Origin of the sequence: Sphingobium sp. HWE2-09 (assembly GCF_035989265.1) — a bacterium.
Classification (GTDB): Bacteria; Pseudomonadota; Alphaproteobacteria; order Sphingomonadales; family Sphingomonadaceae; genus Sphingobium.
Genome location: NZ_JAYKZX010000001.1, coordinates 481,925 through 502,516 on the forward strand (window position 1 = coordinate 481,925; position 20,592 = coordinate 502,516).

General features: G+C 58.8%; 17 protein-coding genes and 3 pseudogenes. 6 read left to right on the plus strand and 14 right to left on the minus strand.

Translation table 11 applies throughout. The annotated features are described in order from the left end of the window. Positions 1-77: 77 nt before the first annotated feature. The 8 genes and pseudogenes from U5A89_RS02240 to U5A89_RS02275 form a co-directional block, all read right to left on the minus strand. Positions 78-605, minus strand: coding sequence for a hypothetical protein (locus U5A89_RS02240; protein WP_338159574.1), 528 nt, complete (start codon positions 603-605; stop codon positions 78-80). 72 nt (positions 606-677) lie between these two features. Further along, the gene (locus U5A89_RS02245) at positions 678-821 is read right to left on the minus strand and encodes a hypothetical protein (RefSeq protein WP_338159575.1); all 144 of its coding nucleotides are present in this window, start codon (positions 819-821) and stop codon (positions 678-680) included. A 183-nt stretch (positions 822-1,004) separates the two neighbouring features. Next, positions 1,005-1,751: an IS110 family transposase gene (locus tag U5A89_RS02250; RefSeq protein WP_338159576.1), complete on the minus strand. Its 747-nt coding sequence runs from the start codon at positions 1,749-1,751 to the stop codon at positions 1,005-1,007. A 126-nt stretch (positions 1,752-1,877) separates the two neighbouring features. Next, on the minus strand, positions 1,878-2,888 hold the full coding sequence (locus U5A89_RS02255; RefSeq protein ID WP_338159577.1) for an IS5 family transposase: 1,011 nt from the start codon (positions 2,886-2,888) through the stop codon (positions 1,878-1,880). A gap of 35 nt (positions 2,889-2,923) precedes the next feature. Beyond that, positions 2,924-3,178, minus strand: a pseudogene (locus tag U5A89_RS02260) (TonB-dependent receptor domain-containing protein); the annotation flags it as partial. 186 nt (positions 3,179-3,364) lie between these two features. Further along, positions 3,365-4,672 (minus strand): TonB-dependent receptor, encoded by a 1,308-nt coding sequence (locus U5A89_RS02265; protein WP_338159578.1) that lies wholly within the window; start codon positions 4,670-4,672, stop codon positions 3,365-3,367. Between the two features lie 364 nt (positions 4,673-5,036). Continuing rightward, complete coding sequence (locus tag U5A89_RS02270) at positions 5,037-5,810, minus strand: SDR family NAD(P)-dependent oxidoreductase (protein ID WP_338159579.1); 774 nt, start codon at positions 5,808-5,810, stop codon at positions 5,037-5,039. Between the two features lie 18 nt (positions 5,811-5,828). Next, positions 5,829-7,088 (minus strand): thiolase family protein, encoded by a 1,260-nt coding sequence (locus U5A89_RS02275; protein WP_338159580.1) that lies wholly within the window; start codon positions 7,086-7,088, stop codon positions 5,829-5,831. Positions 7,089-7,552: 464 nt separating this feature from the next. Between U5A89_RS02275 and U5A89_RS02280 the strand changes: the two genes are divergently transcribed. The 5 genes and pseudogenes from U5A89_RS02280 to U5A89_RS02300 all read left to right on the plus strand — a co-directional run bounded on the left by U5A89_RS02280 (position 7,553) and on the right by U5A89_RS02300 (position 15,306). Next, positions 7,553-8,059 (plus strand): cupin domain-containing protein, encoded by a 507-nt coding sequence (locus U5A89_RS02280; protein ID WP_338159570.1) that lies wholly within the window; start codon positions 7,553-7,555, stop codon positions 8,057-8,059. A 24-nt stretch (positions 8,060-8,083) separates the two neighbouring features. Continuing rightward, a pseudogene (locus tag U5A89_RS02285) lies at positions 8,084-9,677 on the plus strand (gamma-glutamyltransferase family protein). Further along, positions 9,604-10,419: a cupin domain-containing protein gene (locus U5A89_RS02290; RefSeq protein ID WP_338159581.1), complete on the plus strand. Its 816-nt coding sequence runs from the start codon at positions 9,604-9,606 to the stop codon at positions 10,417-10,419. The pseudogene U5A89_RS02285 and the gene U5A89_RS02290 overlap by 74 nt, the downstream one beginning before the upstream one ends. A gap of 187 nt (positions 10,420-10,606) precedes the next feature. Continuing rightward, complete coding sequence (locus tag U5A89_RS02295) at positions 10,607-11,617, plus strand: bile acid:sodium symporter family protein (protein WP_338159582.1); 1,011 nt, start codon at positions 10,607-10,609, stop codon at positions 11,615-11,617. 206 nt (positions 11,618-11,823) lie between these two features. Beyond that, entirely contained in the window at positions 11,824-15,306 is a 3,483-nt protein-coding gene (locus U5A89_RS02300) for an indolepyruvate ferredoxin oxidoreductase family protein (protein WP_338159583.1), read from the plus strand. Between the two features lie 77 nt (positions 15,307-15,383). Here U5A89_RS02300 and U5A89_RS02305 read toward each other — a convergent pair whose 3' ends face one another. Then, a complete protein-coding gene (locus U5A89_RS02305) occupies positions 15,384-16,175 on the minus strand; it encodes an enoyl-CoA hydratase/isomerase family protein (protein ID WP_338159584.1) in 792 nt (263 codons plus the stop codon). A 343-nt stretch (positions 16,176-16,518) separates the two neighbouring features. On the opposite strand from U5A89_RS02305, the gene U5A89_RS02310 reads away from it, so the two are divergent. Next, positions 16,519-17,397 (plus strand): cupin domain-containing protein, encoded by an 879-nt coding sequence (locus U5A89_RS02310; RefSeq protein ID WP_338159585.1) that lies wholly within the window; start codon positions 16,519-16,521, stop codon positions 17,395-17,397. A 190-nt stretch (positions 17,398-17,587) separates the two neighbouring features. Here the strand turns inward: U5A89_RS02310 and U5A89_RS02315 are convergent, their stop codons facing one another. The 5 genes and pseudogenes from U5A89_RS02315 to U5A89_RS02330 form a co-directional block, all read right to left on the minus strand. Continuing rightward, complete coding sequence (locus U5A89_RS02315; protein ID WP_338159586.1) at positions 17,588-18,142, minus strand: hypothetical protein; 555 nt, start codon at positions 18,140-18,142, stop codon at positions 17,588-17,590. After that, entirely contained in the window at positions 18,142-18,489 is a 348-nt protein-coding gene (locus U5A89_RS02320) for a TonB-dependent receptor (RefSeq protein ID WP_338159587.1), read from the minus strand. The genes U5A89_RS02315 and U5A89_RS02320 overlap by 1 nt, the downstream gene beginning before the upstream one ends. 61 nt (positions 18,490-18,550) lie before the next feature. Then, positions 18,551-18,739: pseudogene (locus U5A89_RS21280) on the minus strand (hypothetical protein); the annotation flags it as partial. Continuing rightward, positions 18,730-19,401 carry a TonB-dependent receptor gene (locus tag U5A89_RS02325; RefSeq protein ID WP_338159588.1) on the minus strand — a complete coding sequence of 224 codons (672 nt, stop codon included), beginning with the start codon at positions 19,399-19,401 and terminating at the stop codon, positions 18,730-18,732. The gene U5A89_RS02325 and the pseudogene U5A89_RS21280, both read right to left, overlap by 10 nt. Before the next feature lie 23 nt (positions 19,402-19,424). Continuing rightward, positions 19,425-20,333 (minus strand): TonB-dependent receptor plug domain-containing protein, encoded by a 909-nt coding sequence (locus U5A89_RS02330; protein WP_338159589.1) that lies wholly within the window; start codon positions 20,331-20,333, stop codon positions 19,425-19,427. Between the last annotated feature and the right edge of the window lie 259 nt (positions 20,334-20,592).

Consider the following 20,592-nt stretch of genomic DNA (forward strand, 5'->3'; position numbering starts at 1 on the left):
CTCGCCCGTTCCCGCCGATCTGCTTTCTTTGGCGTTGAAGTTGCGGACCGCCACAGAGGGGTGTCCGACACACTGGCCTATCGAACAGCTACGCTTAGCCTCATCCCGATCTGACGCCCGCGCGAGTAAGTGCCGAGGACCGCCGTGGCCTGTGCCGGCGGTGTCAAGGCGAAATCCAGATAACGCTTGTCGGTGAGGTTGCGGCTGAACACCGTCAAGCGCCACGGACCTGCTACCGGGCTTAGATCGGCATGTGCATCGATCAGCCCGAGGCCCTTTTGCTCCATGCGCAGATCGCTGTAGGCGCCCGCATTGAACTTCGAGCGGGCGAAGATCGAAACGCCGCCGCCGAGCTGATATTTGCCCGAACCTACCGGTCGAGCGTAGTCGAGGCTCGCTGAACCGGTCCATTTTGAGGCATATTGGGTCGGTTGACCGAGAGGTCCTGCGCCGAATTGGCGCACCCCATGGTGACGCCGGCATTCTGCCCACTCGAGCAGGCGGCGCCGTTGAAGTCGATATATTTCGCGTCGAGATAGCTGGATGCCCGCAAGAACCGGCGTTTTGATGCTGCCGTTGCGGTAATGGCGGGATGAACGCGGCACTGGGCGCTCTGGCTGACGGTTTTCGATGATCGAATGGGCATTTCAAGGTCGTTTCCGGGTTTCGGGGCAAACTCATACTGTGGCGACGCGTCGTTCGTGGAAGATCAGGCGATCGAAGTTATGGGCCAGATTGGCCAGGGTGAGTTTCGCCTCGGCCCGCTTGATGCCGATGGTACGGATGAACAGCCCGAACCGGTTTTTCTGATGCGCGAACACTCCTGAGCAACTGTGTTCATGCATTGCGATATTTGGTGTTGTTTTTGACCATAGCGTTGAGCGTGATGAGGAGCTTTCGCATGGTGGCGACGATCGCAAGCTTGAAAGGTTTGCCGGCGGCGCGCAGCCGGCTGGTTGTTGCGGCGAGGTCCCCTTTGCCTGAGCGCGCGATGGTGAGCGCTGCTAGGTAGAGGGAGCGTCTGACGCTTGGCCTGCCGCCCGAGCAGCGTCCAGGCCGGCAAGGGCTGCAACCTGTCGGCTGGAAAGGCGTCCGAGTTCGGGCATGCGCGCCAGAAGGCATGCAGCTACGATCGGCCCTACACCAGGTGCGGTGCGTAGCAATACCTCTCGTGCTGCCAGATCGGGTGAGGCAGCGATGACGGTGGCGATGGCTTTTTCGATCCGCAGTGCCAAAGCCTTGAGCCGGGCGACCTGGGTGACGATGAGGCGACGCATAGCGGTATCAGCAATGCTTTCGAGCTGGTTGCCTAGTTGGACCGCTTGGGCAACGGCGAGGTCGCGCAGGCGAACATGCTCGGCAAGCCGGATGGCTTGGGGGTCGTGAACATGGGGCGTCAGTTCGGCATGTAGCGCAGCAAGGCACCGTGCGATTAGTGCGGCATCTAGAGGATCGGTCTTGGCCAGTTGTCGCTCGGCGCGGGCAAAGCTACGCACCCGTGCCGGGTCCAGGAGATAGGCGACAAGCGCCAGTCTATGAAGCAGGATAGCAAGTTTGCGCTCGTAACCGCCCGACGCCTCAAAGCCGATCCGCAGGCAGGTGGTACCAGCAAGTCGGGTGAGCTTACGGCCGAGCATGGCAAGACCGGTCTTGTTGTTGGCGACGCGCCAAAGCGTTCCGGTCGGATGAAGGTGAATAACGAGTTCGTCCTTGGCAACATCGATGCCGACAAAGAGGTCTAGTTGTGACATAATCCGGTCTCCCAAGCTTGTCATGCGGGGTCCGTGGACACGGCCCCTGGCAACTGTCCGGGGTTTGGGAATACGGATGCGGCCCTGCTCAGGAACGGTCTTTGATGACCAGCCTGTTGAACGGCCTTACATCCGTCGCCTGAGCGGAGTGGCCACCCCGCTCAGGCACCTCCTGAATACACCATTTTCGACAGACAAGCCTGTCGAAGGATCGATCCTGGCCCGGATCGCGGACTTTGCGGCATTGGCGCGAGCGGTGGCCCTGGTCATCGGCTTCCCCTTGGGCTTGCGACGGTGGATACGACTGGTCAGCATGCGATCGGCCAACCCTGTTTCGTTCGTCCTGGAGCGGTATGCTGTGTCGGCCCAGACCTCGCTGCTGCTATTCTCTGCGATCACATGGCGTAACATGCGCCCATCGGCGTGGGCCGCCGATGTGACCTCTCCGGCGCGAATGAACCCGTACCGGCGGTCGATGCTGATATGGCTTTTATACCCGAATACAGGCAAGGCGATCATCGGCAGCGGCTTGCCATCCTTGTAGCGCACCTTCCCGCCGATCTTGAGCGTCCAGCGCGCATCTGTGTCCTTCTGTGCCGCTTTGGCCGGGGCATCGGGCCAGATATCCTGCGCCGACTTTCCATCTTTGATGGCTTGCCGCTCGTCATCGGTGTTGCGCTGCTTGGGCGCTGGCACCAGGCTGGCATCGATGATCTGATCCGACAAGGGGATGTAGCCCTTCTTGTGTAGTTGCCAGTCGAAGGCCTTCATCACCCGCTTGAGCGTCCCGGTCTCCGTCATCCGGTTGCGGAAGTGCCGGATGGTGTTCTCGTCGGGGGTGCGGTCACCCAACGCAAAACCCAGAAACCGCATCCAGCTCAGCCGGTCCCGGATCATATACTCCATTCGGGCATCGGACAGATTATGCTGGGCCTGCAAAATCAGAATCTTGAACATCGCAACAGGGTCAAACGGCGGACGGCCGCCCTTGCTGCCATCGCCATAGCCCAGCCCCTCGACCAGCCAGGCCCGGAAATATTCAAAGTCCACGGTCCGTTCCAGAACCTCAAGCGGATCGCCATGGCGACTCAGCATCTCAAGATGATCGTTCAGGCTGAAAAGCGACTTGGGGTCCATGGCTCATCACCTACAATGGCTACCCAATCAATGAATCACGAATGACTCAAATCCGCCAGGGTTCTTGCGGGTGTCCAGCTGCCTGTCAGATCGAGATACAGCCCTTCGCTCGGTTCTGCCTGCACTTCGACCTCGATACCCTGAGGCCGCGGCTTGCCGATATTCGAGACGATGAAAGCCAGGTTCTGCAGCACCGATTGCTGCAAGGAGGTGAAGGTTGTGCGGAATGCGGCCAACGAATATTGAACTCTGTTATTGAGCAGGCCGCCTTTCAAACCCCCTTCAAATGTAGAGGCGAATTCCGTTTAAAGGCTGCCTGCGCGGGGATGTTGCCCGTGTAAAGAAAGTCGAATCCGGCGACCTTGGCACCGCGTGCATATTTGAGATAGGCTTTCGTACGGGGTGCCAGCTCATATTGGACTATCGCCTACGGCTGCCAATGGCCCTCGCTGATCGAAAGTGAGCCGTAGGGGAAATCATGCACCGTTGACCGAAAGATCGCGCCGAACGCGGTGGCAAGCGCCGTAGTTCTGTAGGATTGCAATTCGGCGCGGTCGTGCCGACTGACCAGCCCTCTTCTGCGTATCGGAATAACGAACTCCGCCGCTGATGCTGAGGCGATCGACGATATGATAGGTCGCATCGACGAAGCAGGACAATGTGCGCGTGCCCTGATCGTAATTGGAGACGCGGCCGACGGGGGTTGCCGCCACCCCCGTTCTTCGGAAGCCGCCCAACGTGAATTCTTGGATCAGATCGATCGCAAGAGTATAGCGCTGATAATAGCCGCCGGCCGTTAAGTCCAGAGCACCATATCGGCCAGAGAAGCGTAGCTCCTGGCTGAACTGTCGATAATGCTGCCACAGCGCGTTGAAATAGGTTTGCGCATGATCGACGCCGTCGGTCCCGAACTGGACATCGGAATCGCTGTGCCGCCAGGCAGTCGTCGAACTCAATGTGCCGCCGAGCATCCGATAGGTGATGTCTGACTGATAGACTTCCGCGTCGAGCCGGGTGAATTCATTGGAGAAATAGGGGGCGACATTATAAGTCGCATAGCGTGTGTTTCGGTCGCCTGCGACGGGGTAGGGCAGAGTTCCGGCACCCAGGGGCTGCGCGACGGGCACGAAAGCGCTTCCCTTGTCATGGACACGGTCGATTTCGGCGTAGAGCAGGATTTCGAGATCATCTGCCGGGGCGAGGCGTAGCGAGGGACGTACCGCCCAATTGTGCGTGGAGGGTTCATGCGTTCCCTTGATGGGATTGTCGAGCCGCCCTTTGGCAAGATCCTGATATAGTCCGGCGACGCGTAATGACGCCCAGGATGCAAGTGGTGTCGTCAGCCCGCCCTGACTTTGAATCTCGTGATTATAGGCTTCGTAGGCGGCGACACCGTCGGCTGCGAATCTTGTGCCAGGCTTGACGGTCGTGGTGTTGATCGCGCCGACAGTCGCACTATTGCCGAAGGTCAGAACCTGGGGCCCCCGCAATATTTCCACACGCTCGACATCGAAAATCGGGATTCGGCCGTCCTGGTCGCGGCCAAAAGATACATTGTTGACGAACTTGCCAACCGATTGCTCGAACGATGCGTTGGCCTCTGATCCGAAGCCGCGTATGAAGGTATAAGGTTGTACCGCGCCATAGCTGATCTGGACATTTGACGTGATGGTGGCGAGATCAACCAGTGTGATGATGTTCTTATCGCGCAGCTTCGTGCCGGTTATCGCCGTCACAGAGGCCGAAACGTCTCGCAATGTCTCTGATCGCTTGCGCGCGGTCACGACGATATCATTGGGACCTGGAACCGCCCCGGAGCCCAGAGCCTGATCCCCCTTGGCGCCTACTGACCCGGACTGCGCCCAAGCGGGCGCAGTTGCGGTAAGGGCGATGACAGACGTCCTAGTCAGTGTCTTCGCACAGTGCAATAAAGAGCGGTGGTAAAGTCCGGCGCGATCGTCGCTGGGATTGTCGATGGGTTGAATCAGACTTTGTCTGCCAAAATGACGAACGACGCGCATTAAATTTCCTCCGAACTTGATCAGTCAGGCTTGATGCGAACTCAAACTCCTTACCAATCAAAACTTGTGCGACGGCATGCCCCCCCCGGAATGAGGTCACGTCCAAGACACCGAAAACCGTGAGCGCCTATTTAGCGGTCAAGCGAGCTCCGCCATCGAGGTCGATCGTCGTGGCATTCAGATAGGTGTTCTCCACAACGTGCCGAACAAGGCCGCCGAACTCCGAAGGATTTCCCATACGATGCGGAAAGAGGACCGTTTTCATGATCAATGACTCGACGACATGTTCGGGCAGGCCTGCCACGAGCGGAGTCGCGAACAAGCCAGGCGAGATGCTCACCACGCGAATTCCAAAAGCGGCAAGATCCCGCGCAATCGGCAGCGTCATTCCGATTATTCCGGCTTTGCTCGCGCTATAGGCTGCCTGCCCCATCTGGCCCTGAGTTGCTGCACCGGACGCCGTATTGATGATCACGCCGCGCTCACCGGTTTGCGGATCGGGGGCATTTTTCTCCATGTGGACCGCCGAGTGCCGGATTATATTGAAGGTTCCCGTCAGATTGACGGCAACTACCTTGTTCCACGTATCGAGCGGAAAGGGCTTTCCCTTGGAGAGCGTCTTGGCGGCATCGGCGACGCCGGCACAATTCACCGCAGCATGAATTTCTCCAAAGGCATCCATTCCCGCTTGCAGGCCCTGGATGACGCTATGCTCGTCGGCCACGTCTACACGAGCCGTGAGACAGCTGTCCCAAAGCTCTTTCTGGAGATCTTCCAGCCGAATCAGGTCCAGGTCGAACGCGATAATACGCGCGCCACCAGAGGCCAGTGCTCGACATGCTTCAAGTCCCAGACCCGACGCCGCGCCCGTGACAACAGCCACTTTACCTTCGAGTTTCATGAACGTCCCTATCCTTGTTCAGGCGGCGGCGCCGCCTTCCAATATCGTGATGCAGGCGACGGCTTCCTCGACTCCGACCAGTCCTCCGCCATTTTCCGCAAGGGCGATCCTGGCTCCCTCGACTTGCCTTGCCCCGGCTTCACCGCGCAGTTGCGTAACCAGTTCGAAGATTTGCGCGAGACCGGTAGCTGAAATTGGGTGCCCCTTGGACTCAAGGCCGCCCGACGGATTAACCGGGACGCGTCCACCGATCCGGGTAGCACCACTTTCGGCAAAGACACCGCCGTCGCCGAACGCGCAAAGGCCCAGATTTTCCGTCTGGATGATCTCGCCGATAGCCGTCGCATCATGGACCTCGACCACTGAAATATCTTCGGGGCCGACGCCGGCGCGTGCGTAAGCACGTTGAGCGGCCAGCGTGGTTATATGGTCGCTTGCCGCTTGCGGATCGCGGTCCGAACCGGTCTGGATGACCGTGGCGCGCACCAGTACAGCGCGTTTGGTGCTTATACCCATCCGCTTGAGACCCGCGCGTGTAACGACAATCGCGGCGGCAGCGCCGTCGGAGATCGGCGAGCACATCGGAAGGGTGAACGGATAGGTTATGGGTGGCGCGGCGAGGATGTCATCGACGCTATACGTGTCGCGAAATTGAGCGAGTTCGTTGTGCACCGAGTGGCCATGGTTCTTGGATGCCACCACGGCAAGCTGGCGCTGCGTCGTTCCGTATTGCAGCATATGTTGCCGCGCGAAGGCCGCATAGACGTCCATGAACATACTGTAGGGCCGCGGCGACGTAGAACCCTCTGGGGCCTCAATGCCTTCTCCCAACCCCATCAAGCGATCACGAATAGCAACATGGTCGGTCACATCGCAGGCGCTATCGAATGCCGACATCATCCGATCGCGATCCGGCGAGAAGAGCTTTTCCGTACCGAGCGCCAAGGCAACATCGGTCTCGCCTGCGCGCAATTGCGTAACGGCCAGGGCAAAAGCGCTGCTGCCGCTTGCGCAAGCATTCTCAACGTTGACGACCGGGATACCCTGTATGCCCATGTGGCGGAGGGCAACCTGCCCCCGGATCATATGCTGGCCTTCCATATGTCCTTGCGTCGCGTTGGCGAAGAAAGCTGCGCCGATTTCGGACTGGCTGATATCGGCGTCGGCCAGTGCTGCTCTGACCGCCAGCCCGCTCAAGTGACCAATGTCTGCTTCCGGCCGTCGACCAAACGGCGTCATGCCAACGCCTACTACAAAGATATCGTCCTGGGTACTCACGTCATTATCTCCCTTGTCCCAGCGTCCTGCCGGCGCCCGGAAACCTGCGTGTGGCGAAGTCCAAGCTGGAGCCGATTCAAGCCGCCTCACCGGCGACGTCATCTCACAATCCGATAAAAAACCATGGCCCGGCGCGGTGGGAGCCGCCTTCTCCAGTGCGGCACTAGGGGCCACCATAGAATTTGGTCCAATTCCTAGTCGTGACGGTCCATCACCGCGACGACTGGCAGCCTCTGCCGGTCTCGAGCTTACCATTGCACATCCGCCGCAATCACCACGAGGAATGCCTTGCCCGGCCTTTGAATTGGACCGTTCAGATAGCCGCGGCCTAAGCCCGATCATCGAGAATTCTCACGGCGGACATGCAGTGGGGCAGCTGATCTTCGGAGGCGAATGTGAAGACGATTGAATTTACGCGGGCGGAGATGGAGCGGCGTGTCGCGCGGTTCCAGGATCTTAAGCCGTTGCCGAACCAGCAGAATGAAGCGGTGCCGAGCGAGGCGATGGACACGATCTTCGCGCGCAAGATCCTGTCGGTGATCGGCCTGGAGAATGATGAGACGCCGGTCAGCCAGGGAGCGCTGATCCAGGGCGCGGGCGGTATGGCGATGGGTATCGGCGTGTGCCCTCCCGGCAATGGCCCGGACCTCCACGCGCATCTCAACACCTATGAGACCTTTACCGTTCTCAAGGGCCGTTTTGAGATTCGCTGGAACGATGACGGCAGCGAAAGCCTCATTCTCGAGCAGTTCGATACCATCTCGATCCCCCCGGGCGTCTGCCGTGCCTTCAAGAATATCAGCGACAGCGAAGGCATGCTGCAGGCGATCATCACCGGTGGCGTGCACGACATGAATGATATCGCATTCTCCCGCACCGTCGGCGAAAAGCTCGGCGGGCAGTTCCCCGATGCCCTCGACTATTTCAAGAAGGTCGGCTTCTCCTTCGATGCCAGCCGACACGATGCATAAGCGCAGTCGCGACAGGATTATCCAATGCTAGCAACCACGCGAGGCCTGCGCGGCATCGTCACATCGCCCCATCATGCAGCTAGTCAAGCTGGCCTCGATATCCTCCGCGACGGCGGCTCCGCCGTCGAAGCCGTGGTAGCGACCGCCGCTGCATTGGCCGTGGTTTACCCGCAGATGAATAGCATCGGCGGCGATGGATTTTGGCTCATCTCGCCTCCCGGTGGGGGAGCGCCGGTCGGAATCGAATCGGCTGGACGTGCCGGCCGTGCCGTATCTCTGGATTTATACGCGCGTCAGGGCATGTCCGAGATTCCACGGCGCGGGCCCCTCGCAGCCAACACGGTTGCGGGAACCGTCGCTGGATGGGCTCGCGCGTTGGAGGTCGACAACCGCGGGAGCAACGCCCTGCCGGTGAGGAGATTGCTGCGCGACGCGATTGATTATGCTGCACAGGGTGTCTCGATCGCCACATCTACTGCTCAGACCATTGCAGATAAGCTGGATGAATTGAGGGATCAGCACGGTTTCGCGGAAACATTCCTCCGAGGAAATCGGGCCCCGGCACCTGGAGCTGTCATAAAACAGCCTGCCCTCGCTGCGAGCCTCACACGGCTCGCGGATGACGGTCTGGACAGCTTCTACCGTGGCCCCTTGGCCAAGATCATCGCTGATGAAATGGAGGCCATCGGGACACCACTGTCGTTGTACGACCTCCAGAGCTTCAACGCAAATATTGTACAACCCTTGCGAGCGCGATATCAGGGCGCCGAGGTTTTTAACCTCCCCCCCAACTCAGGGGATAGCTTCGCTATTGATACTGGCGATCTACGGTCGCAGCGTAGCCCCGCAGGGTGATAGCTTCGCCCACCTTCATGGTCTCATCGAGGCGACAAAAAGGGCCTTTCGCGTTCGTGACACTCATGTCGGAGATCCTGAAGATCTGACGATTAACCTGCAGGCACTGCTCGACGACGACGCGGCGCTTGACGGCATCGCAAATGGGATCGATCCCAACCGCGCCGAGCCTTGGCCGCTAGCGCCATCTGGTGGAGATACTGTCTGGATGGGAGCGATCGATGACGACGGGCAGGCCGTCAGCATGATCCAGAGTACTTTCTTCGAATTTGGTTCAGGAATTGTGCTCAAGGACAGCGGCATCATCTGGCAAAACAGGGGCTCAAGCTTCCGGTTGGTAGAAGAAGGTATCAATCGACTTCGTCCCGGAGCACGGCCATTTCACACGCTCAATCCAGCTCTCGCTCGCTTCAGCGACGGACGACAGATGTGCTATGGCACCATGGGCGGAGAAGGGCAGCCTCAAACCCAGGCTACTGTATTCACCCGATATGCATCCTACGGCCAGGAACTGCAGCGAGCTGTCACTGCGCCGCGCTTCCTCCTCGGCCGAACATGGGGTGATCCAAGCACCACCCTGAAAGTCGAGAGCGATATTGGGGAAGAGGTGATTGCCGCGCTGGTGACGGCTGGACATGATCCGGTGCTTGTACCCGCACTCAACGAGATGATGGGACATGCGGGCGCCGTTGTACGACATCCTGATGGCCGCCTCGAAGGTGCGACCGACCCGCGAAGCGACGGAGCTGTCGCCGCGCTTTGACACTACGGATGCCTTTGTCATGGTAAATTGTATAGCAGGAGCATCAGGACGAGATTTGATTGGCGACGGACTGGATATGATAACGGAAAAGGTGAACAAGGCGGACTTCAACAGCCGGCGTGCGGATGCCCGCACGGCGCCTACTGGATATGGTCTTTTGCCTGCTGATCCCCTGCCTGCCACTGCACTGGATAATGAGTTTAATCTTGGCGCCTACATCAAACGCGCTAGGCAGGCGCGAAACATGCGTCTTCGAGACCTGGCCGATCAGGCGGGATGCTCGGAAAGCCTGATTTCCAAGTTGGAGAACAACAAGGCATCCGCCTCGGTTAGGTTGCTTACCCGCGTCTGCAGCGCGCTCAATATCACCGTCGGGGACCTATTCACCTGGGCGCAGCATGGTGATGAAGTGGTCAACCGGGCGGCAGACCGCGTGGAGAAGCGCTTTGCCGAAGACCACGGCCCCGCGATCTTCATGCAATATCTCGGGCCGCCCCGCCTCAGCCTTGAGGCATTCCTCCATGTCATCGAACCAGGCTGGTCTAGCGAGACCATGCAACACGAGGGCGAAGAAATCGGATATGTCATCGAAGGCTCGATAGAATTGCGGCTTAACGACGCTGAATATTCCATGTCCGCCGGTGACTCCTTCTCTTTCCAATCTGATACACCGCACGTCTATCGCAACACCTCAAGCGCCAACGCTCGGGTCATCATCGTGAATTCGCCGCCGTCGCTGTAAGATTGGTCGCTCGTGGAGTTTGTTACGGGACAGCGACGTCCGCCGACCCCCGCTCCATTCCTTCGCTTCATTGCCCTGCCGCCCATTGAATTAGACGGTTCGCGGCGCTGCAGCCAACACATGGCTACGCGCCAGGCGGTCTCGACGGAACGCGCCTGGAATTGACCCCTTCAATTTCGAGCAACCCGTGAACCCATTGTCTCTTGCCCGACGCCTCAAGCTTGATCCGTATATTCTTGCCATATTGTGCATGGTCGGCCTGGCGTCGCTCTTACCTGCTCGCGGCATTGCGACGGAAGGCTTGGGCTATCTGACGAAGATCGCGATCGGCTGTCTGTTTTTTCTGCACGGGGCACGATTGCCTCGCGAGACGGTCCTGGGCGGCTTGCGAAACTGGCGGCTGCATGTGGTAGTGCTGGCCTTCACATTCCTGATGTTCCCGATCATAGGTTTTGGAATAACGCACCTGCCGACGGTCGTGCTGCCTGCGGTATTTTCCTCGGGCATGCTCTTCCTAACCTGCCTGCCCTCGACGGTCCAATCGTCCATCGCTTTTACCTCGATCGCTCGGGGCAATATCGCCGGAGCCATAGTAAGCGCTTCGGCATCAAACCTTATCGGCATCTTCATCACCCCCCTGCTCGTCAGCTTCCTGATGGGTCAAAGCGGTGCCGAAGTCTCACTGGAGGCGGCAGGCCGGATCGTCATGCAGTTGCTGCTGCCTTTCATCGCCGGCCAGATCGCTCGCCTGTGGATGGCTGAATGGGCGGCAAGGCAGAAGAAGATGCTGGGCCTGTTTGATCGTGGGACCATCCTGCTTGTCGTCTATTCCGCCTTTAGCGAAGCTGTTGTCGGCGGCATTTGGCATACGATCAATGTGGCAGACTTCGGCCGACTGCTTCTCGTGTGTGTCGTGTTCCTTGCCGCTGTGCTCACGGTTACAACCTTGGCTGCCAGGTGGCTGGGTTTCGCTAAGGCTGACGAAATCGCCATCGTCTTCTGCGGCTCGAAGAAAAGCCTCGCTTCCGGCGTGCCCATGGCCGGCATTCTGTTTCCGGGGGCGGCTGTGGGAGTGGTCATACTTCCGCTGATGCTTTTCCATCAGGTGCAGCTGATGGCCTGCGCCATGCTCGCCCAGCGTTATGCAACCCGGTCAAAAGACGATCCAGCGCGGGCGAATACAGAAGTCGTAGTCTGAAAAGAACGCTGCGGCACGTTCTGCCGTCCGCAGCACAGCGCGGCTCGGCGATGCTGCAAGACAATCCTAGGAAAGGAATCCGTCATGACGAGCCTAAACGAGATGCTCGATCTCGGGATCATCAAGGTTCTAACGGATCACGGGCCTAACTAAAGTCTCCTTAGCTCCGTTCTTTGCTCTCTCCGACACAAGACTGGTTTCTTACTATGACCCTCGAACGCGCACTCCGCTCTGAAATCATTTACAACAAAGAGTCAGGGCCTGTCCTGATGACGGGAATCCAAGCATTGGTCCGTCTGCCGATGGCGCAAAGGCGTCTGGACCGGCACGCTGGGCTCAACACTGCGGGGCTTGTGTCGGGATACCGCGGATCTCCGCTTGGAGGATATGATCAACAGCTCTGGAAGGCCGAAAAGCTTCTTGCAGACCACGACGTCGTTTTCCAACCGGGCCTTAACGAAGATCTGGCCGCGACCGCCCTGTGGGGTGCGCAGATGCACCGCGCTTACGGCCCTGCCAAGGTCGACGGAATTTTCGGGATCTGGTACGGCAAGGGGCCGGGCGTAGATCGCACCGGAGATGTCTTTCGCAACGCCAACATATTCGGAACGTCCGCGCTTGGCGGTGTCCTTGTAGTAGCCGGTGACGACCACGCGGCGCAGTCTTCCACTTTTCCCCATCAAACTGACGGTATTTTTACGTCAACACATATTCCGATCCTGCAGCCGGCTGACGTTTCCGAGATTCTGAGCTTGGGCCTCGCGGGTATCGCACTATCGCGCTTCTCGGGATTGTGGGTCGCGCATAAGGCCATCACCGAAGTCGTCGAAACCGCATCAACGTTTACGCTGCCGCCGCCGCCGATCTTCGTGACTCCATCAGACAGCGTTCCCGCCCATGGACTGAACTGGGACCCTGGTCTCAAGTGGCCTGCTCAGCGTGCAGAACTGGAGCGCCGCCTGCTTGAAGAGCGCTTGCCCGCTGCTTTGGCGTGGGCTCGAGCAAACCGCCTGGATGCGCCCATCATTTCTAATCGACGGCGCAAGCTTTGCTTCGTCACCGTAGGGAAAGCGCATTTCGACTTGCTGCAAGCCTTTGACGATCTTGAATTGCGGCCGGCGGATCTGGGCGTTCTGGGGATCTCAGTCTACAAGGTCGCAATGAGCTGGCCGCTTGATACGGTCAGCCTAATGGCTTTCACCGAGCATTTCGAAGAAATCGTCATTGTCGAAGAAAAGCAGGGCATTGTCGAAACCCAGCTTAAGGAAGCACTCTATCACCATCCGGACAAGCGTCGACCTCGGATCAGTGGCAAAGCCAAGGCCGAAGGCGGGATGCTTCTCCCGGCGACCGGAGAGTTTTCTGCGGCACTAGTAGCATCCGCTGTGGTCGATAGGTTGGGTGACGCGGCAGGAGACCTCAGTCAGAAGCTGGCGGCCCTACGCGCCCGTACAACCAGCAATATCCTGGCCCTTCCTCCACGCAAGCCGTATTTCTGCGCCGGTTGCCCGCATAACAGTTCAACGAAAACGCCCGAAGGATCCGTGGCCGGCGCTGGTATCGGCTGTCACGGGATGGCGGTCTCGATGCCTTGGCTCAACACGCCGATCTTCAGCCAGATGGGCGGCGAGGGCATGCAATGGGTCGGTGCGCAGCCCTTCTCCAAACAGCAACACATTTTCCAAAATCTCGGAGATGGGACCTATCAACATTCCGGGCTCCTCGCGATCCGCGCGGCAGTTGCGGCCAACACACCGATCACGTTCAAGATCCTGTATAACGACGCCGTCGCGATGACGGGCGGCCAACCGGCGGAGGGGAATTTGAAGCCCGACGCCATCAGCCGGCAACTCGCAGCTGAAGGCGTTGGACATGTCCACTTGGTCAGCGACGATCCGGAGAAGTGGCAAGGCCTTTCCAGCCTAGCTGCCGGCACGCAGGTGCATCATCGAGATGCCCTCAACAACGTGCAGCGGGAACTGGCACTGAAACCCGGTGTCACGGCGATCATCTATGAACAGACCTGCGCGGCAGAAAAACGACGTCGGCGCAAGCGCAACCAGTTCCCGGACCCTGATCGCCGCCTATTCATCAATCCACGGGTTTGCGAGGGCTGTGGCGACTGCTCGGTTCAATCGAACTGCATAGCGGTGGAGCCTATCGAGACACCCTTCGGTCGTAAGCGCCGCATCAATCAGTCGAGCTGCAATAAGGATTTCTCGTGCGTGAAAGGATTTTGTCCGAGCTTTGTCGATATCGAAGGGCCCGTTCTGCGCAAACCCGACCTAAACTATGTCGAGCAACTCGAGCGAGAGAGATTTTCAGCTTTGCCGCTGCCGGACCGCGCGGGACTGTACGGCGTCTATACGATCTACATCAGCGGCATTGGGGGGCTGGGCGTTCTCACCGTCGGCGCCCTGCTCGGGGCCGCTGCCTATCTCGACGGGAATGAGGCAACCGTCCTCGACTTTACCGGGCTCTCGCAGAAGAACGGTGCTGTGGTCAGCCAGATCAAGCTCGCGCCCGCGGGCGAGCCCATTCACGCTACGCGGATCGGCGACGGCACGGCAGATCTGATGATCGCAGCGGATAATCTCGTCGCGGTCATGCCAGAAGGACAGCTGAAGTTTTCGGCGGGGCGCACTTCGGTCATCGTAAATGGCGACGAGGCACCGACCTCCGATGGCGTGATGGATCGCGATATGACGCTGCCTACCGCAACAATTTTGAAAAAGCTTGTAAGCGAGGCGAAGAGCGGCGGCGGATTCAGCCTCAGGTCCACGAGTATCGCAGAGGGTCTCTTTGGCGACGCGGTTGCGGCCAATGTGCTGTTGCTCGGATTCGCTTGGCAAAAAGGGCTCATTCCCCTTTCGCTCGAGGCAATTCACGGTGCGATCAGGGCCGGTGTGCAGGTCAAGCTCAATGAGCGCGCGTTCGCATGGGGGCGGCTCGCAGCCATCGATCTGGCTGAGGTCGAACGTCTCGCGCGTCTCGAACCGACCACAAAACCTGCAGAGTCGACAATCGAGCTGATCGACCGTCGGACAACCGACCTGATCGACTATCAAAACGAGGCTTACGCCGACCGCTACCGAACCCTCTTGGGCCGGCTGTCCTCGGCGGCGGCAAATCTCGGCGCCGATGGCGAAAAGCTTGTCCGCACGGTCGCTTTGCAGGCCTACCGCGTCATGGCATTCAAGGACGAATATGAAGTCGCCAGGCTCTATTCCGAACCCGCCTTCATGGCGACATTGTCCGCGCAGTTCGAGCGGACTGGAAAGATTGCCGTATGGCTGGCCCCGCCAATGCTGTCCCGAATGGATCCGAAGACAGGCCGTCCGGCCAAACGTAAATTTGGGCCTTGGGTATTCACTCTCTTCAGGCTACTGAGCCGGATGAAAGGCCTGCGTGGCGGCTGGGCGGATCCCTTCGGCTACACTTCGGAGCGCCGTATCGAACGCGAGCTGCGAGATTATTATCTGGCTTCCATGAACAGGGTAGCCGGCGAACTGGACGTCACCCGATTAAAAGCGGCCCAAGCCCTGGCCGAGTTGCCCGCATCCGTCCGGGGCTTTGGTCCGGTCAAAGAAGCTGCGCTGGACGCGATGCTGCAACGCCGGACAGTCCTTGAAGCGGAATATGAGGCTCTATCGCAGATCGACGGCGTGCGTTTGGCCAAGCAGGCATAGGAAGTGTATCGCCCGCCCGCATACCGAAACAGACATGGCGGGCCGGGCGACACCTCTTCCGGTTTGACGCGAGGCGATCAGTGCCCGCTGAACACGGGCTTCCGTCGCTCATTGAAGGCGGCGATTCCTTCTGCGCGATCGTGGCTGCTCGCGTAGCTCCGGTTGATCGCTTGCTCAAGGTCGAGCGCCTGAGAAAGCGATACGTCAAAAGCGCTGTTTGCAAGATTCTTCATGTGCCGAAGGCCAAGCGGGCTTTTGACGGCGATCTTCCGAGCCAACTGCTCAACAGCAACGAGGAGCTCTTGATCCGGGACGACCTCGTTGATCAGCTGAGCGAATATGGGATCGCCGGCGCTAATGAGGTCGGCGGTGAAGAACAGATATTTTGCGCGCGTCAAACCGAGTTTTCTTGGGAGGCGTACAGACGCACCCGCACCAGGCAGCAGACCGAAATTGGCGTGTCCGTCCGAGATCTTCGCTGTCTCGGCGGCGATGACGAGATCACAGCTTAGCAGCAGTTCCAGCCCCCCACCGATCGCGAGCCCATTAACGGCCGCGATGACCGGCTTCGACAGGCATTCGATGCGAAGCATGAGGGCGTTGATGTCGTGCAGGAATGCCTCGATCGCTGCGTTTCTCTTGTCGCCAGCCGGAAGCGCGCTTACGAACTTAAGGTCGGCCCCGGCGCAAAAGGCCCGCCCCGCTCCCGTAATGATTACGCACCGGATGTCCGGATCGTGTTCGGCTCGAGCAAGCGCAGCGGTCATTTCCACGATCAGGGCGGCGTTCACTGCGTTCAACTCGTCCGGCCGATTCAACGTGATGGTCGCCCAGCCATTTTCTTTGGCAAAAAGAATTGTCTCATCCATGATATTCTCCGTGACGGGCTACGCTGACCAAGCCCATTGCGAAAGCCCGAAGACAGCCGCGATTAGTGGAATCGCCAGACTGGGCGTGGGTCGCCACGAAGGTCCAATGCATTCCTGGAGATCAGCATTCCTGGCGAGCATGGGCCGCGGAAGCTGGCCGCTGGCCGCTGGCCGCTGACCGCTGCCCGCTGCCCGCTGCCCGCTGCCCGCTGCCAAGAGGCAAACGCATGCCCCGAACGCATGGAGTGCGATGACAATGAATTGGAGCAGATACCTCCATGAGGTTACGAGACACCAACCGCGCCCTGCGCGCTGCCGAGCAGCATCAGACAAAGGAATTCATATGACTGGAACAACTCGTGTCGTGATCGATGTAGATGCCATGGAATGGACGCCGTTCGGAATGGATGGGCTCGACATCAAGGTCCTGCGGATCAACGATAATTATAGTTATATCGACCTGTTTCGTGCCAAAGGCGGGATCATCGGTGGCGGCCATGTTCATATCGGTGAGGCCGAGATATATTTTCTCGAGGGTGAAGTCGAAACCATCGCCGGAGCCGCCGGCAAGGGCTATTGGGTGCACGAGCCCGCAGGGGCCATGCATCGTGCGTCGAAGTCCTTTGTCGGAGAGCGCACGCTCGTTGAATCGATTTCGCTGAATCACGTCAACGGCCCGATCGCCATGCTCAATCCGGATGGCACCGCCGGCGCAATCATGTTCGGACAATCACTGAAGGCAGCAATAACCGGTGACAGTAAACGGCTGTCCGGCGCTGACCTGACGGAGGCCATGTACCGGGAGGACTATGATTCCGGTATTGTAGATACGGCCGCCTTGGATTGGGCGCCTTCCGCATATGATGGCGTGAGCATCAAAGTGATGAAGGTTTATGAACATGGCCGCTTCACGGTTATCGTGAAGGCCGAGGACGGTGCAGTGATACCTATTCGGCGATATACGGCCCCAGCCGATTTCTTTATCTTATCGGGTTGCATTAAATTTGAGGATGGCGTCGAGGCTTCGTCCAACTTCTGGGTTTATGAACCGATGGGCGCTGCGGAAGGCGCCGTCACCCATATTGGCGAGACAGTCTATATTGCGACTTTTTTGGGCGCCGCCATTGATCTAGCCGCCGACGGCAGTGTCGAACGCGTCGTTGACGGCGATGCTATCCAACGCCTGTGGGATGAGGCAGCCCTGCAGCCTGACCGCCAATAAGCCGATGCGCAGCTCAGGCATTATGAGCTGCTATTATGTACTGATGCGCAGATGCCAGCCCATCAGTACATGTTCCTCTCAAGATACAGCAGTCGATTGCTGCGGCCTTTCACGGCCGCTGCGGCCTCGTTCAATTCTTCGGGCAGCCCCGCGTCAAATTGGGCGAGCGGCACTGTACAAACGCAGTCGCTCAAGAGCGAATTATGCCCTTTTTTCGGGCCAAGCCTGAAATCCAAAGAGCAAGGACGGCAATCCCGGTTATGAAAATGGGCTTCGGCAACGCCGCCGCTGGTCCTTTGAGCTCCAGCAAGCCTCCGAAGAATAGGGCATATGCGAACTGCACCACAAAGCCCGTCAGGGAGATAAGGAACAGCGGATGGGATAGCCGCGAGCGCATCAGAAGGGCCAGCGCCCCGAGAAAGCCGCCTCCTACGGCCATCGCAGAAAAAAGGTCGACCCAGCGCGGCAACGTCTGGAAGAGCGCTTGCTGTTCAACGCTCGCCTCATCCACAGCTGCTATGCGAAAGCGGATCTGCAAATAACAAAGATAACAACCAAGAAGATTCCATAATGCGAGGGCCGTAGATACACCGGTATACCACAGTGGATGCAGCAAGCCAGGACTGCGGAGCGCTCGTCGCTGGACATATTGTTGTCCCGATAAGCTGAATGCGCGACTTGATAGATGAGACACGGTCCCTGTGCCGATGCCGACAGGGTTTCCCACCGGCATCGCGTCAGCCATCAGAACTTAAAGCCGGCCGAAATTCCGTAGGTCGTTGGATCACTCGGCGCGATGAGCAGGAGCGCACCCGATGTGGTTAGCGCTGTGACGCGGATCGTGTTCTCGATATTCCGCACGAATCCCTGCATGGAAAAGCTGCCGTCGGGAAGGCTATATTTCACCGACAGGTCTGTCGTGGTATAACTTGGCGTCCGATATTGGCGGCCAAATGCCGGCGCGAGAATGAAATATTCTGAACTCATTCGGGTGCGCGCCGTCAACGCCAGATCGCCGATATTTCCTAAGGGTAATGTGTAGGTGTAGCTGGCTGAGACCACGTAGCGTGGCGCCCGGTCGAGAGCGCCCACGAAAATCGGGTGCCGTCCCAACGCCCAGGGGGAAATAGGAAGTGTAGGTGGCGTCGAGATAGCTTATCGATGCATCAATGCGGTTGCGCGGCGAAGGACGGATGACCGTCTTGAGTTCGAAGCCCCTAATACGCGCCTGAGCGGCATTGGTGACCTGCTGCTGCGGCAAGGGCGGCGTGCCGACAAATATTGTCGAACTGACATGAAGGTTCTTGTAATCGTACAGGAAGGCGCTCGCATTTACCCGAATGCGATCATCAAGGAATTGGTCTTCAGACCAACTTCATAGGAGGTCAGTGTCTCGGGCTCATAATAAAGCGCGCTGGGAGCCAGCGGGGCAAGACACCCGGGAGCGCCAGCGTCACACCCATTGTTGCCCCCCCCCGATTTATATCCTGTCGATATGCTGGCGTAGAGTAGTGATCGGCTGTTGAGGTCGTAGTCGGCCACGGCGCGCCAGGTCAGTTTGTTCGAGCTGGTGCGCGCATCATTCGCCGATGCGATGTCGGTAGCTGAATTGAAGATCGGTGCCTGTTGCCGGGTAGTTGTGCCAACGCGCGATTTTCTGTCGTCCGTATAGCGCGCGCCGATCGTCAGGCGGAGCGCTTCCAGCGGGCTGTAAGTGGCCTCGCCGAAAATGCCGATCGACAGGGATTTGGTGGGATTGTCGACAAAACCTGCAAAGGGCACGCCCGGGAGCAAATTGAGGAAAGCGGCCGTCAATTTCGTCTTTTCCAGGAAGAAATAGCTACCCGTCTGGAAGCGGAATGGACCCCCTTCGTTGTAAGCCAGCCATAATTCCTGGGACAGTTGCCGGTAATGGCCACGGCGGACGGACTCGGCTGACCGGCCGGCAAAGGCGGCGGTGAGCGCATCTTCTCTGAACCCGCGATACGAGCCCAGATAGGTCATTGCGATCGGGCCTGTTTGCCAGTTCAGTTCTCCATTGACGCCCGATCGAGGTTGTCCGTCCGAAAGTCGCTGGGTACCGCGAAATTGACGCGCCGCAACGTGCTCGAGGAGGCAGAGCTCCCGGTGTAAAGCGGGTCGGTATAGCTTGGCGCTCCCGCGGGCAGCGGAGCATAAAAGGCGTCGTCTCGCAGGCGGGAGCCAAAGTCGTTGCCTTTAATTGCGCTGTAATCCGTTCGAAGGAGCACCGTCAGATCGTGGCTAAGCGTAAACAACGCCTGCGCGCGCACCGATCTGTTATCCTTGAACGGACCGATATCGCGTTTCTGCCCTACGTTCTGAATGAAGTAGCTGTCCCGGTAGTCGTAAGAGCCAGCGAAACGCACCGCGAGAAAATCACTAACCGGAAAATTGACCGCACCCCTGCCTTGCCGCGTGTCATAAGTCCCTATCGTAACGTCCGCAGACATCTCGAACGTGTCGCCGGGCTTCTTCGTGATCACGTTGATCACGCCTGCGGTCGAGTTACGTCCATATAGGGTGCCTTGGGGGCCGCGCAGAATTTCGACGCGCTCCACATCGTAGAAGCTGATTTCCTGGGCCTGCGGACGCGCAATATAGATGCCGGTGACCAGGAAGGCCGCAGCCGGATCGCCTTTTGCAGTGTTGTCGCTGCTTGATACGCCGCGGATCGTTATCTGAAGGCCATTGTTGCGAACGATGGACAGGCTAAGCGTCTGTTCTTCCAGCCGCAGAGGATTAGTTACGCCGCTTTCGCTAAGCTCTTGCCCGCTGACAGCGCCAAGAGCGATCGGCGTTTTGGAGGCCAGCGACGACACACGCTGCGCCGTCACGACTATATCGCCGTCGTCAGGCCGGGTATCCTCGCTGTTCTGCTTATCGATCCCGGCGGGGCCGAAGACCTTGCCGTGCAAAGACCCAGATGCTGATGTCGCAAGCAGGGACGCCGCTAAATATTTTATCGAACGCGATATCATGGTCCCTCCGGTTGTCTGTCGTCTGCTGTTTACTGGCACGTCGTCCAAGGGCGGAGATCGCCAGCGCGCGTAGCTTCTGCTGCGGACAACAGACCGCGATCCTCGATCGTCGAAGCCTGGCAGTGGATTGCTTATCGGGACTTATGCGGTCGTTGCGTCCCGCCAGGTCAGGCCCGGCGGGACGCGTGCTCCGTGA